The 17,577-nt window shown below is 25.6% G+C and carries 15 protein-coding genes, 1 pseudogene and 1 other annotated feature; of the genes and pseudogenes, 5 read left to right on the forward strand and 11 right to left on the reverse strand.

What is annotated here, in order from left to right; all coding sequences use genetic code 11:
• Positions 1–12: 12 nt before the first annotated feature.
• Together CP523_RS00280 and pyrE are read right to left on the reverse strand one after the other, a co-directional pair.
• On the reverse strand, positions 13–531 hold the full coding sequence (locus tag CP523_RS00280; protein WP_066677360.1) for a putative ABC transporter permease: 519 nt from the start codon (positions 529–531) through the stop codon (positions 13–15).
• Positions 532–672: 141 nt separating this feature from the next.
• Complete coding sequence (pyrE, locus tag CP523_RS00285) at positions 673–1,359, reverse strand: orotate phosphoribosyltransferase (protein ID WP_066677359.1); 687 nt, start codon at positions 1,357–1,359, stop codon at positions 673–675.
• Between the two features lie 184 nt (positions 1,360–1,543).
• Between pyrE and CP523_RS00290 the strand changes: the two genes are divergently transcribed.
• Complete coding sequence (locus tag CP523_RS00290; RefSeq protein ID WP_066677358.1) at positions 1,544–2,191, forward strand: hypothetical protein; 648 nt, start codon at positions 1,544–1,546, stop codon at positions 2,189–2,191.
• Between the two features lie 46 nt (positions 2,192–2,237).
• Here CP523_RS00290 and CP523_RS00295 read toward each other — a convergent pair whose 3' ends face one another.
• Both CP523_RS00295 and CP523_RS00300 read right to left on the reverse strand, forming a co-directional pair.
• Positions 2,238–2,663 (reverse strand): hypothetical protein, encoded by a 426-nt coding sequence (locus tag CP523_RS00295; protein WP_066677356.1) that lies wholly within the window; start codon positions 2,661–2,663, stop codon positions 2,238–2,240.
• Positions 2,664–2,888: 225 nt separating this feature from the next.
• Positions 2,889–7,124, reverse strand: coding sequence for a glycosyl hydrolase family 95 catalytic domain-containing protein (locus tag CP523_RS00300; protein ID WP_120140398.1), 4,236 nt, complete (start codon positions 7,122–7,124; stop codon positions 2,889–2,891).
• Between the two features lie 371 nt (positions 7,125–7,495).
• Here CP523_RS00300 and CP523_RS00305 point away from each other — a divergent pair, with 371 nt between their 5' ends.
• Positions 7,496–8,272, forward strand: coding sequence for an IS3 family transposase (locus CP523_RS00305; protein ID WP_120140389.1), 777 nt, complete (start codon positions 7,496–7,498; stop codon positions 8,270–8,272).
• Between the two features lie 56 nt (positions 8,273–8,328).
• Here the strand turns inward: CP523_RS00305 and CP523_RS00310 are convergent, their stop codons facing one another.
• From CP523_RS00310 to CP523_RS00325, 4 genes are all read right to left on the reverse strand, one after another.
• Positions 8,329–9,498 carry an MFS transporter gene (locus CP523_RS00310; RefSeq protein ID WP_162925922.1) on the reverse strand — a complete coding sequence of 390 codons (1,170 nt, stop codon included), beginning with the start codon at positions 9,496–9,498 and terminating at the stop codon, positions 8,329–8,331.
• A 98-nt stretch (positions 9,499–9,596) separates the two neighbouring features.
• Positions 9,597–10,766 (reverse strand): aminotransferase class I/II-fold pyridoxal phosphate-dependent enzyme, encoded by a 1,170-nt coding sequence (locus CP523_RS00315; protein WP_066678124.1) that lies wholly within the window; start codon positions 10,764–10,766, stop codon positions 9,597–9,599.
• Positions 10,763–11,245, reverse strand: coding sequence for an Lrp/AsnC family transcriptional regulator (locus tag CP523_RS00320; RefSeq protein WP_120140399.1), 483 nt, complete (start codon positions 11,243–11,245; stop codon positions 10,763–10,765). Before CP523_RS00320 ends, CP523_RS00315 begins: the two co-directional genes overlap by 4 nt.
• Before the next feature lie 73 nt (positions 11,246–11,318).
• Positions 11,319–11,580 (reverse strand) — a binding site (T-box leader).
• A 112-nt stretch (positions 11,581–11,692) separates the two neighbouring features.
• The gene (locus CP523_RS00325) at positions 11,693–12,541 is read right to left on the reverse strand and encodes a TerC/Alx family metal homeostasis membrane protein (RefSeq protein WP_066678128.1); all 849 of its coding nucleotides are present in this window, start codon (positions 12,539–12,541) and stop codon (positions 11,693–11,695) included.
• A 233-nt stretch (positions 12,542–12,774) separates the two neighbouring features.
• Between CP523_RS00325 and CP523_RS00330 the strand changes: the two genes are divergently transcribed.
• The 3 genes and pseudogenes from CP523_RS00330 to CP523_RS00340 form a co-directional block, all read left to right on the forward strand.
• Positions 12,775–12,930, forward strand: coding sequence for a spore coat associated protein CotJA (locus CP523_RS00330; RefSeq protein ID WP_083089593.1), 156 nt, complete (start codon positions 12,775–12,777; stop codon positions 12,928–12,930).
• 20 nt (positions 12,931–12,950) lie between these two features.
• On the forward strand, positions 12,951–13,199 hold the full coding sequence (locus CP523_RS00335; RefSeq protein WP_066678130.1) for a spore coat protein CotJB: 249 nt from the start codon (positions 12,951–12,953) through the stop codon (positions 13,197–13,199).
• A gap of 15 nt (positions 13,200–13,214) precedes the next feature.
• Positions 13,215–13,643: pseudogene (locus CP523_RS00340) on the forward strand (manganese catalase family protein); the annotation flags it as partial.
• 120 nt (positions 13,644–13,763) lie between these two features.
• On the opposite strand, the gene CP523_RS00345 reads toward CP523_RS00340, so the two are convergent.
• The 3 genes from CP523_RS00345 to CP523_RS16250 form a co-directional block, all read right to left on the reverse strand.
• Entirely contained in the window at positions 13,764–14,141 is a 378-nt protein-coding gene (locus CP523_RS00345; RefSeq protein WP_066678136.1) for a hypothetical protein, read from the reverse strand.
• A 73-nt stretch (positions 14,142–14,214) separates the two neighbouring features.
• A complete protein-coding gene (locus CP523_RS00350) occupies positions 14,215–16,851 on the reverse strand; it encodes a DEAD/DEAH box helicase (RefSeq protein ID WP_243106760.1) in 2,637 nt (878 codons plus the stop codon).
• Complete coding sequence (locus tag CP523_RS16250; RefSeq protein ID WP_243106762.1) at positions 16,848–17,387, reverse strand: hypothetical protein; 540 nt, start codon at positions 17,385–17,387, stop codon at positions 16,848–16,850. The genes CP523_RS00350 and CP523_RS16250 overlap by 4 nt, the downstream gene beginning before the upstream one ends.
• Positions 17,388–17,577 lie beyond the last annotated feature (190 nt).

A 17,577-nucleotide genomic window follows, 5' to 3' on the forward strand; every position in this document is an offset into this window, starting at 1 on the left:
TTATAATATTTATTAGTTAATTAGCCCCTTACGTGATTGGTATAAATTAAAAAATGTTGTACCAGCATCTAATACAAAAATTATAACAATACTTCGTGTAATTTTTTCTATAATACATAAAGGTATTTTTATTAAAATGAAAATTACTATTGGATGAATAAATTTAATTAAGCAAACTGATAAAATTCCAAACAAAGTCGAATTAAGTAAACACACTCTTCCATTTATATTAAATTTATTTTTAGAGTAATCCCACCATTTACGATTAAATATTTTTTCAAGAAGAAATGAGGTTATGAATTCTAGTATAGATGCTAGAAGTAGTCCTAAAATAAATATAGTATAAATTTTATAATCACATTTATTTAATAAGGTAATAGCAAATAAAGATCCAAATCCATAAATAGGACATACAGGTCCTTTTAACATACCTCTTTTAATAAAATTTTTAGCTGGGATTGAACAATAGATAGTTTCACATATCCATCCTAAAAAGCTATAGACATAAAACCATAATATAAATTCATACAATTTTATTGCATCCCCTTTATAATACAAATAGTATTAGTACAGTATATGGTAATATGCTTTAAACTTTCACAATATATTAATAATATTTATATTCTTATAAAAAATAAAAAGACAGTTTTTAAATACTGTCTTTCCTATCTATTATATCGCTTTATATGCTACTCCATACTTTTCATAGTAAGAGTTTATGGATTCTTTCATGCTTTCATCTATGTAGATAGTTCCATTTATCTCTTTCATATAAAGATGTTCTACTACTTCTTGCATAGTTACTATAGAATAAGTTGTAATATCAAATACTTCTTTTATTTCTTCTTGAGCTGATTTCTCTGATTTACCTTTCTCCATTCTATCTACTGAAATTACAAGACCCATTATATTAACATTGCCTTGTGCTTTTAATATAGGTGCTGTTTCATAAATAGAAGTTCCAGCTGTCATAACATCTTCAACTATTACTACGTTTGAATTATCTTTTAGTTTAGCACCTAGTAAGATACCTCCCTCACCGTGATCTTTTGCTTCTTTTCTATTTGAACAATATTCAACATTCATATCATATAATTGATTCATTGAGATAGCGGTAGTTACAGTTAATGGAATACCTTTATATGCTGGTCCAAATAAAATATCTATATCTTTTCCAAAGTGTTTATTTATTGTTTGTGCATAGAATTCACCTAATTTTTTTAGTTGCTCTCCTGTAGTATAATTTCCTGTATTAATAAAAAATGGAGTTTTTCTACCACTTTTAGTAACAAAGTCACCAAATCTTAATACATTACTTTCAACCATAAATTCAATAAACTCTTTTTTATATTTTTCCATTAAATATCCGTCCTTTCAAAATCATATGTTTTTCTGTATTATTCTGTCTTTGTTCGTCTTTTACATTTTATCACTAAATTATAAATATTACTAATATTTTATTAATAAATTTTTGTGAATATATATTTTAAATTGACAATTATTAATCTTATTATAGAGTATAATAATGTTGGAGGTTATTAATATGAAAAAGAAATCTATTATTTTAACTACTTTACTAATAATATTAACTTTTTGCTTTAGTATAGTTGCTATTTACAAACATTATTTTTATCCTAATATTGAAGTGAAATCTATAAATAGTGAAGCAATTATAGATAATAAAAAACTATTAGCTAAATTTTTCCCAAATAAACTTAATCTTTCATTATCTGAAATATCTTTAGAATCTAAGGTTAACTTTACAGAAGAAGAATTAACAGATTTGTTTATTTCGGTAGTTAATGAAATACCTGATTTAAAAAATAATGTAACAGGATTAAAAGTAAATATCAATAATAATAAACTTTATATATTTATTAACTTTAAATATAATAATTTACCACTTCAAATTAAAACAATTTTTATGCCTTATAGCGAAAATGGAGAAGGGATATTTCATTTTCAAGAAGGAAAAATTGGTTTTATTAATATTGAAAAAGATACATTTTTTAAATATTTAGAAGATACATCAATAATTCAATTTGATAAAAAACAAGGAAATGTAATTATTTCTTTTGTTAATACTGATATACTAGAAATAACTGATATTAGTACTAATGAAAATAATCTCGATATATTATTTAAAGCCCATTTAAATTTATTTAAAAGTAAAAAGGATAATGATTTTTAAACTCATTATCCTTTTCTTTGTGAATAAAATTAGGCTTATATTATCTCTACTTACCTGTTGCTTCTTTATCTAGTTCATATAATCTAGCTCTTTCTTCTAAAGTTAAATCTGTAGAGCCTTCTCTTTTTTCTATTAATTTTTGAAGTTCATTAAATTTTTGTTCTCCAAGTTTTGTTTTTATTACTTCTGCTTTTAATTCTTTAATTTCATGCTTTTCATGTTCAGATAATCTTTCGCCCTTTTCTACTCTTTCCCTAAATGAATGTATTTTTTCTTTTCCATCGGAAGTTAAAAAACCTTCATTTTCCGGAGTCCAAAACTCATCAAAATTAGCTGCAGTTTTAGGTGCAGATATTTCACAGGATACTCGAAGACTATTAGGTTTACATTCCACTGCCATAACATTTCGGCTACTAGCTGATCCTATAACCATAGTTGTTAATACTAAAGATGTTAATAATCTCTTTTTCATGCCTTGGTACCTCCTTTATTTTATTCACATTTATAGTATGTACTATTTTTTAGAATTTAGGCTAAGTAAAAAATGTAATTAGTAACTAAATTTCATTAAAAAATTTCATGAATTTTTTACTAATAATATTAGAAATTGTTATTTCTATAGATAAATAATCTTCTTAGTTTTATAATAAAAGAGATGTACACTAATATTTATATACATCTCTTTTACTTTTAACAATTAATTTTCTAAGATTTTATTTGTTATAAATTCAATTTCATAGTCGTTTATAATATTGTCATTATTTAAATCATATTTAGGTATATTTTGATTAAAATATTTTGATACCATTGATAAATCTCCAATATCTATTTTACCATTATTATTAAAATCAGCTGATTTTTCTGTTATAACTTCTTTTCTAAATTTGCTTATCTTTATATCATTTATTTTTCCATTTAAATTTTCTTGTCCTCTTCCATTAGCACCTATTATCAAAGGTAAATCACTTACTTCTAAATTTTCACTTACATTAACAGTTTTATCTAATTTGTTGTTAATATAAATTTTTGCTGTACCTTCTTGATTTTCAAATACAACTTTAATTTTCACCCATTCATGTAATGGAATAGTTTCATTAGATATAAATTGTGTTATTGCCCCTTCTGCATGAAATCTTAATTTACCACTTGGAGAAACATCTAATAAAAATCCGCCTTTTCCTGTTTCATTATTAATTTTTTGAACTATTTTTTGCCAATAAGAAGTATATCTTTCTAAATATATGTCTGCTTCAATAGCAAAATTTTCACTGAATTTAAGATCTTCTGAACTTTCTACACTTATATATCCATTTCCAAATTCAGCTGCTTTTCCATTGGTAGAATCTACCTGTTGTATAGTTCCGTTTAAAATACCGTTAAGTTTGTTATTAGATATATCTTTTCCCAAGTTATTTACATCTTCAAAATCATATTGAGCTATTGTTTCTTCTAATATTTCAACATAAGGATTTATATTAATTAGATATTCTTTATTAATAACTCCATTAGCTGAAATAACATTTATTATAGCTTTTCCCGGAATAGTAGTTGGTTTATTTATTTCAATTTTTGCATTACTATTTTCAGCTATAGCTGATATTTCCAAATTAGATAAATTTTCACCTTTACCTAAATCATAAGTATATTCATATACATCTGAGTTAAAATCTTCTAATTCATTTTTGTTTATAGATATACTTCTTAGATATGCATTAGTTGTAGGATGATTTTTAATAAATTTTGCATCAGCCCAGTCTCCATGATCGGACCCTATACCATTCCCACCATCTTCTACTACTAATTTCAATTCATTTTTCTCTTTAATAGGAACCTTTACGTATTTTTCAGTAGTGTCAGGATTCATAATACCAGAGTTAAAGACTTCTTCATTATCTAAATATACTTTAAAGACTATAGATGCAGTACTTGTCATCTCTCTATCAACTCCAACATAAGATTCAAAGTAGTCATAATATTCATAATCAGATAAATCATAAATTATAGTAGAATTAGCATGAACGCCAAGTCCTTTATCATATTTTACATTAGATCCATCTTCTCCTTTTAAAGTTAACTTATTTCCATCAACACTAACATCTTTTCCTATATTTCCCCAACCAGTTGTTGCTGATTTCCATTCTAAATCACTTAAATATAACAACATTTCTGCTATTGCTAAATTCGAAGGTTCCCCTTCTCCTAATGAATTTATAGCCTTAATATAATATACATAGTCATATGCATCATTTAAAGGTGCAATTTCATCTATAAATGATAATTCTTTTACGTCTTCTGCTATTTTAATAAATTCTTCACCTTCAGACTTTCTATAAATATTATATCCATCTGCAAATTTAGACTTTTCCCAAGTTAATTTAATGGAATTATCGTCAATTCTTAGAGCTTTTAATCCTTTTCCTTTTTCTACTTGTTGAGCAGGAATATTCTCTATAGTATATGTCATCCCTTTTTCAGTAGAAAATTTTATTCTTCCCTCCTCTGTTACTATAAGCGTTATATTATTTCCATTTGCATCTTTTAATATTGCATCTTTTATACCTGGATAATCTATTATACATTCATTTCCCGAGCCAGACACGATAGTTGCAGATTTTAAATTGCTATTTTTCCAATTAGCAGAAACCTCAAAATTCCCTCTAGCCTTTAATCCTGAGTAAGATCCATCAGCCCAAGAATTAGGAAGAGAAGGTATTAAACTTATATAACCCATGTGACTTTGAATTAGCATTTCTGAAATACCTGCTGTTGCTCCAAAATTGCCATCGATTTGAAATGGTGGATGAGTATCAAATAAGTTATCTAAAGTACCATTTTTCAATAGATTTCCTAAAAGCATGTGTGCTTTTTCACCATCTAATAACCTAGCCCAAAGGTTAATTTTATTGGCCATAGACCATCCAGTACCCCCATCTCCTCTTTCTTGCATTGTAATTCTAGCTGCCTCAAATAATTCAGTGGTATCTTTATTTATTTCTTTTCCTGGATATAAACCTACAAGATGAGAAATATGTCTATGATTAGCTTCTCCTGCATTTATATCATCTTTCCATTCTTGTATTTGCCCGCGACTTCCAATTTGAGTAGGAAGCAGCCTATCTCTTTTATTTATTAATTCTTCTTTAAACTCTTCATCTTCTACTCCTAAAATATCTATAGCTTTTATAGTATCATTAAATAATTGACGTATTAATTGTTGATCAAAAGTTGTTGCTACAGTTCTTGGTCCATGTTCTGGTGAATAGCTTGGTGATGACACTAAATATGTTTTTCCATCTGAATGAGTATATTCAACTAAAAATTTAGTCCAAAATTTAGCTGCTTCTTTCATTATTGGATATATTTTTTCTCTTAAATAATCTTTATTGTCTGTAAATTGATAGTTTTCCCAAAGATTTTGTGAAATCCATGCGTTTGCTGTTGGAGCCCACCCCCAATCAAATGCCCATCCCATAGCTGTAAAACCAAAAGGATTATTCATGGTATTAACTATCCATCCTGGAGCTCCTGTACCATCATCATCAATTCCACAATGAACATTTGCACTAACTCGCCCTGGCTCCCTTAAACTATCTACATAATCTACTAATGGAGTAGCACATTCTGAAAGATTAGTTACATCTGCTGGCCAATAATTCATTTCAAGATTAACATTAAAATGATAATCTGATTGCCATGGAGCTACATTAGAATTATTCCAAATACCTTGTAAATTGGCAGGAAGAGATCCTTCTCTTGATGATGAAATTAATAAATATCTACCATATTGAAAAAATAATACTTCTAAACTATTAAACTTATTTATTCTATAATCCTCTAATAATTTATCTGTTGGTTTATTAAGATTTAATTCACCAAGCTGTAAATCAACTCTGTCAAATAGAGATTTATAATCATCTAAATGAGAGATTTTAATAGCATCATATCCTTTATTTATTGCATTATTTATTCTTTCAGTTACTGTATTATGGGGATCTTCTCCTCTATATGTTGGATATTCATTTTTATAGTCTGTTCCCGCTGCCATTAATAACGTTACTGAATTAGCATTATTAATTTGAATATTAGTATTTTGATCTTCAATTACACCACCATCACTAATAACTTTTATTTGTGATTCATATTTCATGCCATTTCCAACATTTCCATCTCCACCATATATAACACCTGGAGTTAAAGTACCTTTTAAAGTTATAGTATTATTCTCTACTGTTATCTTTTCATTAGACTTATTTCCTTCATGCACTCCTTCGTTTTTAACATTCATATTAATTGATTCTGGTGTATCAGCTGTTATTTTAATAACCATTACATTATCAGGATAACTTATAAAATACTCTCTAGTATAATTTATATTATTATAAGTATATTTAACATTTGCAATAGCATCTTCAATATTTAGTTCCCTTCTATAATTAGTTATTTCGGAATTATTAGGTATATCAAAATCTAAAAATATATTACCAAAATTTTGATAAGATCCAAAACCCTTAACATCTCCACATACTGCCTGATATAGAGAATTAGATGGTTCTTCACCATTTGCAAGCAGTTCTCTTATTTGAGTAAGCGCTTCATAAGCCCCTTCTTTATTTCCTCCATTATATCCATCTACAGAACCTGGGCCTCCTGACCATAATGTCTTTTCATTATACTGAACTTGTTCTCTTTGAATTCCTCCAAAAATCATTCCTCCAATGTGACCATTACCTATTGGTAAAGCTTGACTTTCCCATTGTGTAGCTGGTTCATCATACCAAAGTAATAATTTTTCTTGTGTATAGTTAGTGTCACCTGATATACATAAATTTTCATCATAATTTTTTCTTGAAACGTTTGCATAAGAAGCTATTCCTTGAGTTGTAATTGCTAAAGTAATAAAAAGTGCTAACCTCTTTAAAAATTTACTATTCATTTTATCCCCCTTTTTTGTAAAATTGCAATTAATACTAAATTTTTATTCTTATAGAGTATAAAATACAAATTTTTCTTATAAGCTTCCCTCCTTTTACAATATACTAACGATGTCAGCTCTTCTTGTCCTATTTTTATAAATTCTTCATATGTAAAAATATTCCTTCAAATATTTTTCTACAAATTCTCTTATTAATATGTTTAAAAAGTAAAATTTTTATTTAATTGTTTAATAAATAATATTTATATTAACTTTAAAAATAAAAAAGTGGATTTTATATAAAATGGAACCTATAAGATAGACACTTATAAAAGAGAGTCTATTCATATAGGTTCTTTTTTTGTACAATAAATTTATGAGGTGAATTAGTTGTGAGTAAAATAAGATTCTCAAAAAATGAAATAGATAAATTATCAAAAAATAAATATGTTCTTAAGGTAAGTGATAAAGCAATAACATATACTAATGAATTTAAGATACATTTTATAGCTGAATACAGTAAAGGTAAAACTTCAAAGGTTATTTTTGAGGAAGCTGGATTTGATGTTGATGTTCTTGGAGTACGACGTATAGACTGCGCAGGCACTAGATGGAGGAAGGCATATAAAGAGAATGGTGTGCTAGGCTTAGATGACACTAGAAGAAACAATAGTGGTCGTCCGCGTCAGCGTAAAATCACCAAAGATGAAATAATAGCGAAACAAAATGCTGAAATTGAGTATTTAATGGCCGAGGTAGAATTACTAAAAAAATTAGAGCTGCACGAAAGGCAGGTGAAAAAAGGTAAATTAGTAGCAGCACAAGCATTTATGCTAATAAAATCTATAGTTAATAAACTACATTTAAATAATGTAATTAAACAGCTATGTAATGTAGCTGGAGTTTCACGTTCCGGTTATTATAATTATTTGAAATCTAAAAAACTTGGACAATCTATGTCCAGACGCAGAAATTGCTGGGATAATGCACCACAGGAATCATTTTTTGGACATATGAAAGATGAAATTAACTATAAATCTTGCTCGAGTTTAGAAGAATTACAATTAATGATAGATGATTATATTGATTATTATAACAATGAGCGTTGTCAGTGGAACTTAAAAAAGCTGACTCCTGTAAAATACAGAAATCAGCTTTTAGCTTCTTAACTCTCTTTTCTTAAATGTCCTTGACATAGGTACCACTTTAATAGAAATCTACTTTTTTATATAACACTCTTTATATTTTTCAAATTCCAATTTATACAACTTACAAATATAAATGTCATTAAAATGGCTATTGGGACTAGGAAAATAGCTTTTTCTATTCCAATTAAATCCGATAGAAATCCTAAAGCTAAATTCATACTTGTATTTACTATTCCTGCAAAACTAATTATAACTCCTGTTGTATAAGCAGTACTTATTTTAAATGTATTTCCTACTATTATAACAAGAGTTGGAAATATTATAGAAAAGAAAAACCCTGATAATGAAATAATGTATAATCCATTTTTCCCTAAGAGTAATCCAAGAATAAATAAGATTCCGCCTGAAATTGAAAATATTATTACTGTTTTAATTTCTCCTAATTTTTCAGCTATAAATCCACCAATTAACCTTCCTAATGTAAGTGATACAAAAAATAAAGATATATATGATGCTATTTGTGACTCATTTAAATTAGAATACGAAATTTTTATAAATCCTGGTAACCATCTTCCTGTACTTTGTTCTGCCATAATATAGAATCCCATAGCAAAAATAAAATACCAAGAAACTTTTTTAGTTAAAATTTCTTTTAAAGAAATATTTTTCTCGGCTTTTGATACTTTACTTTTAGGTAATTTAATAAAGACAAATACTATAAATACTATTAATGAAATTAGAGCACCTATTAAATAAATATTTCTCCATGTAATTCCTTTATTTAAAAATACTCCTGCTAATTTTTGTGTAATAGATAAGCCTGCACCATATGAAAAATGTGTTAAATTCATTATAATGGCTTGGCCAGTAATCCATAAAAGTGGAATTATAGTATTAGCTGCTATAGACATCATTCCCATAAATAATTGCATTATTATAAAACCCATAGTAAAAATATTGAAATTAAGTGCTGTTGCTAGAATTAAATTACCTAATGTTACACCTATTAACCCTATTAGAAACAGATTTTTTTGACCAAGTTTATCGCATAAAGATCCACCTACGTAATTAAAAATCAAATAAGCTATAGATCCTAAAGTAAACATTAATGAATATCTAGTATCACTTAATGCAAAATCACCTTTAATAGTTGTTCCAAAAATATTTATAAATCCTTCCGTTGTAGCCATAAGAATCATTATTACTAAAATCATTAAAGTTTGTATATATTTATATTTTTCTTTCAAAAAAACCTCTCCTTTATTTTCATTAGTAAAACGCATAGAATTTATTATATCATAAAATTAAAAGGGACCATAGTCTTTAACTATGATCTCCTTTAATTTTATTTCTTATGGTTTTTAATAAATCTTTCAATTCTTTTAACCGCTTCTATTAAATCATCCATAGAAGCTGCATAACATGCTCTTATAAATCCTTCACCACATTCTCCAAAAGCATTTCCTGGAACAGTTAAAACTCTTTCTTCCATTAAAAGTTTTTCACAAAATTCATCTGAAGTCATTCCTGTTGACTTTATACAAGGAAATACATATAACGCTCCTAAAGGTTCAAAACAATCTAATCCCATTTTTCTAAATCCATTAACAAGAACTCTTCTTCTTCTATTATATTCTCTTGCCATTTCCTTAACACTATCATCTCCATTTTTAAGAGCTTCTATCGCCCCATATTGGGCAGTAGTTGGAGAACACATAATTGCATATTGATGTATTTTTTTCATTGCATCAATTAATATTTTATTACCACAAATATAACCAAGTCTCCATCCTGTCATAGCATAAGCTTTTGAAAAACCATTTATAACTAAAGTCTTATATTTAACTTCTTCAAAACTAGCTATAGAAACATGTTCTTTATCATAAGATAATTCAGCATATATTTCATCAGAAATTATTATAATATTTTTATCTTTTAAGACCTCTACTATTGAAGCTAATTCTTCCCTAGTCATTATTGCTCCTGTTGGATTATTAGGAAACGGTATTATAACAACTTTTGTTTTTTCATTTATAGCCTCTTCAAGAACTTTAGGTGTAAGCTTAAAATCATCTTCAGCTTTTAAATTTATAATTTTAGAAGTAGCTCCTGTAAATGCTGTACATCCTTTATAAGCAACAAAACTTGGTTCTGGAATTATAACTTCATCTCCAGGTCCAACTAAAGCTCTTAATGCTAAATCAATTCCTTCACTTCCACCTACTGTTACAAGAATTTCTTCTTTTGGATCGTATAGTGTATTAAATCTTCTATATAAATATTTTGATATTTCTTCTCTTAATTCAATAAACCCTGCATTTGAAGAATAATGTGTGTGTCCTTTTTCTAAAGAGTATATACCAGCCTCTCTTACATTCCATGGAGTAACAAAATCAGGCTCTCCAACGCCTAAAGATATTACATTTTCCATTTCATTTACCATATCAAAATATTTCCTTATACCTGACGGAGGCATATTTCTAACATTATCTAAAATCATATCTTGCAAAATCATATAAATATTACCTCTCTATCAGTAGATTTTTTTTCTTTAAATATAGTTCCATGATCTTTATATTTCTTTAACACAAAATGGGTTGCTGTTCCTGTAACATATTCTTGTATAGCAAGTTTTCCTGATACAAACATAGCTACTTCTTTCATTGTTTTCCCTTCAACTATAACAGTTAAATCAAATCCACCTGATGACATTAAGTAACAGGCCTTAACTTGTGGGAAGTTATATATTCTTTCTGCAACCTTATCGAAACCAACTCCTCTTTGAGGTGTTATTTTAACTTCTATTAATGCAGTAACAGTTTCTTTGCCTGTATTTTCCCAGTTAATTAATGTTGTGTAACCGGCAATTATATTTTTTTCTTCATATTCTCTAATAGCTTCTCGTACTTCTTCAACTGTTTTACCAGCCATAATAGCTATTTCCTCATCAGTGTACCTACTATTTTTTTCCAGAACTTCAAGTATATCATCCATTTCTAATCCTCCCTTTTAAAAGTTATGTATTTTAACTCTAAATATTTTTTATAAAAAAATTCCCTCATCCCAAACAAGGGACGAAGGAATTACTTCGCGGTACCACCCTAATAAGCAATTTAAAATTGCTCACTCAGCTAGAATATAGGTAAAAAATTATATTCTATCCTTTATAACGTAAGGAAAACGTCATTATCTAATTAAGAAATGTATATTCTTATTTTTCAATAAGAGATTCAAAGGCTGCTTCTATAAAGTTTACTTACTGAAATTCCACCAGCATTCAGCTCTCTTTAAAGTTTTCTTTATATACTCTTCCTTATCACTATCTTTAAAATATTATTTTTTTATATTATAATCAAAGTTTTTTATAAATACAATAGGTTTTTTATAAAATTTTAATACTTATATAATTAATAATTACTATATTCTAAAAATATATTTTTGTTATTTTCTTATGTATCTATGTTTCTTTATATTTTTATCATCAAAAACTAAAGAAATTAAAATACTTGAAAGTAATATTATCATAATTATTAAAACTGATATTACAACAGATATTTCAATACCAAAATACATTATCATAAGTTTAAATCCTGTAAACATTAAAATACATGCAACACCATATTTCATAAACTTAAACATACTATTCATTCTTGCAAGTATATAATACATGCTTCTTAAACCAAGTATTGCAAATATGTTTGAGGTATAAACTAGAAATATATCTGTTGTTATAGAAAATATAGCCGGTATAGAGTCTAATGCAAAAATAATATCTGAGCTTTCTATAATAAGCAATATTATAAATAATGGAGTTGCATATATAATTTTATTAATCTTAACAAAGAAACAATCACCATGAAATGTATTAGTAAGTGGTACTATCTTTCCTACTAATCTTATTATAGGATTATTGCTAAAATTCATATTAGAATGTCTATCTAATATCATTTTAAATCCACTAAAAAATAATAGTATTCCAAAGAAATATATTATAAAGTGAAACTTATTAACTATAGCAACTCCTAATAATATAAATATTAATCTTAAAATAATAGCTCCAAGGACACCATACTTTAACACTCTTTCCTGATAGGCTTCAGGTATTCCAAAACTTTCAAATATCATTAAAAATAAAAATAGATTATCTAAGCTTAATGACATTTCTATTATGTATCCACCTAAAAATTCTACTGCTGCCTTTTCTCCCCTTAAATAGTATATATATATATTAAATATAATAGCTAATAATATCCAAAATATTAGGTTTAATAATGATCTCTTTGTTTTCATTTTATATACTCTCTCCTTTATTTATTCTTATATATATTATTTATAGATATTTGTTTTTAATTATTTAAATATATTCATATATTAATTTAATAATTACAGCTATATTACCCGATAGTAATATCATAAAAAGTAAGCAATTCATTTTCTGTAAATTTTTATATTATTATATAACTAAATTTTCATTTTTACATAGTATATACTGTATGAAATATAAAAAAAAGGATTGGTGAAAAATGAATATTGAAGAAAATCTAATTCGAAATAATGAATATGCAAAAGCATATATAATTCTTCAAAAATATGAAAATCTACTTACTCCTGCTACTGCTTTAAATATAGGAACAATTTTTAGAGATCTTTATAGACCATATATAGAAAGTGAAAAATAATTAATAAAGAGATGAATATTATGTCTGAAAATTCATTATTAGTTAATATTATGAAATATATATTTTATGCTATAGACCTTAACTTATATTTAGATAATTTTCCGACAAATCAGAAGGCTATAGATGATTATAAATCAGTTTCTGAAAAACTTGACTTTTTAATTGTTCAATATGAAAGATGTTACGGACCCTTAAGTAATTTCGGCTCTGCTTCAATTGAAGATCCTGTAAAATGGACATGTAATCCTTGGCCTTGGGAAAATAAGTAAAGGAGTAATAAGTTAATGTGGTATTATGTTAAAACACTAGAATATCCAATAAATTTAAAATCCAAAGATTTAAAAATGGCAAAATTTCTTATGTCCCAATATGGTGGACCAGACGGTGAATTAAGTGCGGCTCTTAGATATCAAAATCAACGTTATACAATGCCAACTGGAAAATCAAAAGCATTATTGACTGATATTGGTACAGAAGAAATGGCTCATGTTGAGATGATTGCAACAATGATATATCAACTAATGTCTAATGCTACTAAAGAGGAAGTAATTTAAGCTGGTTTAGGAAGCCACTATACAGATCATGGTAGAGCATTATATTATACTGATTCAAAAAGTAATCCATGGACTGCAACCTATATTCAAGCTAAAGGTGATGTAGTTGCTGATCTACATGAAGATAGGGCTGCTGAAGAAAAAGCTAGAGCAACTTATTTTTCTGCTTAGTTAGCATTATAATTAAGTTTTATAATTACTTTTACAAATCTTGTTATTTTAATATATAATTATAAAGAATAAAAATATCCTAAAGATATATTAATACCTTTAGGATTGTTAGTTAAATTTATTTCTTTTTATTAATAAGTCTGATTTTACTTTTAAAATAATTATATCTATATCAACATTAAAATTTTTTTCTATAAAAGTTGAATTATCAACTAAAGTTTCAATAACAATTTTAATCCAATATAACAATATTTTAGAGTCCATTTTTTTTATGTTATAATTTATTCCAATTAAATTTCTAGAATAATCAAATTGAATACTCTTTATTCCTTTTAATAATTTAATCCCTTCTTCTAAAATTATATTATATTTTTCAAATTTACAATCTATATAATTAGGAAATTTTATAAGCATTTCACCTGGAATATTTCTAACAACTTGAAAGTTAAAAAATTGCTTAATAAGTATATCTCTAAATTCAAACATATGATCACCTCTAATTAATTTACTATTTATCATATGCTGAAATTAAAATTTGTTACCAATTATATAAATGATATTATTCAAATAGTTTTATTATCTCCTCATTTGTTAACTTACTTAAATTATTTTCCTTTAATGAATTATCTCCATTAATAATTTCATTAATTAAAGTTTTTTTGTCTTCTTGCATTTCAATTATTTTCTCTTCAATAGTATCTTTAGATATTAATTTTATTACTTCTACTATATCTTTTTGACCTATTCTATGAGCTCTATCTGTTGCTTGATCTTCTATTGCAGGGTTCCACCATGGATCAAAATGTATTACTAAATTAGCTGACGTTAAATTTAATCCAGTTCCACCAGCTTTTAAGGATATTAAAAATACATTTTTATCTGAACTTTTATTAAAACTATCAACATAAGTTACTCTCTCTTTAGCTGGAGTTTTTCCGTCTAAATAAAAATAATCTATTTTCTCAAGTTCCAGTTCTTCTCTAATTTTTTGTAACACCGAAGTAAATTGGGAAAATATTAGTATCTTTTTATTGTCAGCGATACTATTTTTTATTAAGTTTATTGCTATATTTAACTTTCCACTACCCCCTGTATAATTATCTATTAAAATAGAAGGATCTAAACATAATTCTCTAAGCTTAGTTAAATAAGAAAATACTGTAATATTATTAGTTTTACTACTCTTAATTTTATTTTTTATATCTATAACATAAGAGTTATAAATTTGTTTTTGTTCTCTTGTCATTTCAACAAAATACTTCTTTTCTATTTTACCTTTTAATTCTTTTATAACATCACTTTTAAGTCTTCTTAAAATAAATGGATTAATTAAGCCTTTTAGATCATCTACGTTATCAGCAAATTTATTTTTAAATTCTTCTTCAGTATATAGATATCCTGGCATAATAAAATCAAAAATTGACCATAATTCATATAAATTATTCTCTAGTGGTGTTCCGGTAAGTGCAATTTTACAATTTGCATTTATTTTCTTTACAATTTTTGAATTTTGGGACTTAGAGTTTTTTATATTTTGAGCTTCATCAATAATACAATAATCATATACTTGATCTTTATAAGTATCAAAATCATTTTTTAAAGTTCCATAGGTAGTAAGTATTACATCATATTTATATTTATCTCTTAAAATATATTCTCTTTCTTTAGTACTTCCATGGACTATCCCTACCTTTATGGTTGAAGCAAAAGTTTCAAACTCTTTTTGCCAGTTATATATTAAAGAAGTAGGTGTAATTATTAGAGTTTTTCTGTTAACTTCTGAAAGTAAAAAAGCTATTATTTGCACAGTTTTTCCAAGACCCATTTCATCTGCTAATATTCCACCAAAATTCATAGATGCTATAGTCTTAAGCCAATTATATCCTATTATTTGATAATCTCTAAGTGATCCTTTAAGATTAGAGGGTAGGTTAAATTTTATATCTTTTTTATTTTTTAACTTATTTGATATTTTATTCAATGTTTTGTCAGATCTTATAAAGGATAACTCTTTATTTTCTATTTTGCTATCTAAATAAATAGCTTTATTTTTATCTACTTTCAAACTTCCATTCTTAAAATTTTCTTCATAATTTAAAATATCTAATAAGTAGAAAAATTCCTTAACTGCTGTATCTGTCAAATCTAAAAAATTATTATTTTTTGTTTTAAAATATTTTTTGTTATTTCTAATAGATGTTAATGCATTTTTAAATTCATAAAAATCCATATTATCTATATTATAGTTTAAATTATAATAAGAATTTTCATAATAGATAAAAGAATCTATATAAGAAGAATCTATTAGTTTAAGCTTTCTTAAAGAATCTGATAATATAACCTCTCCAAGTCTTCTTAGAATATTTAACCCTTCCTTTAAAAAATAATATAAATCATCGTCATTACCGATAAATTCAAATTTATCAATTTTCTTTATAAATCTAAATCTTTCAAGTTCTATATCTATTTTACCTTTTATTTTAGACTCTAATAAAAAAGCTCTATTATATTCTTCCTTTAATATGTTAAATTCTTTATCTAAATATTCAATTTTAACAGTACAATAAATATTATTATAAATTTTATTGAAGTAAAACTTAAGTTTTATTAGATTAGTTATGTATTCTTTACTGCTTTCATCTAAAATTACTTTACTTGTTATATCTTCTGATATTTTAAGAAATTCCTTGATATTATTTATATTTTTATTTAAGTTTATTTCTCCCTTGGAAGTAAATTCTCTAAAAACACTTTTATAATAATAGTTTAACTCTACAGGGGGAATATATATTTCCCTATCATAGATATAAACGTCTCCCTTTTCATTTAATATAATAGGTAATTTCTTAGTTGTTTTTACTGTAAATATTTTTTCAGATTGTTTTATTGTAAATAATAATGGTAATTTTATATTATTTATTTTAGATGTATAAGTAATATAATTATAATTAATATCTATTTTTTTATCTTTTTTTATAAGTAAAAGAAATCTTCTCAAATTATTAGGCAATATTATTAGATTTTTACCATTTACAAAGTTAAAATTTTTATTGTTGTATACATTTGTTACATCTAGATACTCTTCTATAAAATTAAATATATCTTCATCACATTTATTAACCATCTGTTTTCTAGGTTCATATGTAAAATCTTTAATAAATATTAATGGTTCCTTTTTATTTTTAGCTTCTATCAAGTCCTATTCTCGCTTACCTTTAAAGAATTAATTAAATTATTATACTTATTTCCTATTCTAAATTCAGCTTCATAATAGTTATATTTTTCTGTATTTATACTTTTTATTTTTATATTTAAATCTAAAATTTCAATATTTTTTTTATTTTTCCAAAGTTTAAGTATTCTATTACCATTTAATTCAGAATCTTGTTTTAAATTGGGAATTTTTTCTTTTGCTAAATCATAAAATTTATAAGTTGTTGCAATAATATGTTTACAAATAAAGTTAATATTATATTTTGAGTTATTAGAAAAATCTTCGCAACTACAATTACTCCCAATAATCTTATTAGAGTTTAAATCTATTTTTATATGACAACTATAATCCTTAGAGTTATTTTCATTCAATACCTTTCCGTATATATGATATATATTATCTATTTTTTTGCTTTTTATATTAGACACTAGTTTTAAATCAAATAAAGTTTTACCTTGAGTTCTTATAAAATTGGATCCTGAATATAATACTCCATTTACAATATCCTTTAATTTCAATATATCACCTCCATATAAAATACTCATTATAGTATTATATTAAAACAATTTATTAATAAAGTAAATTTTATATAAAATCCGCCTCATTACCTGGGAAATTTTGTAATTAATTTCAAAGAAAAAGATAGATCTAATTAGTAAATCTATCTTTTTTATAAAAGTTCTATTTTAAATATCTACTTGCATATTG

It is taken from the genome of Clostridium septicum, from assembly GCF_003606265.1.
GTDB lineage: Bacteria > Bacillota > Clostridia > Clostridiales > Clostridiaceae > Clostridium > Clostridium septicum.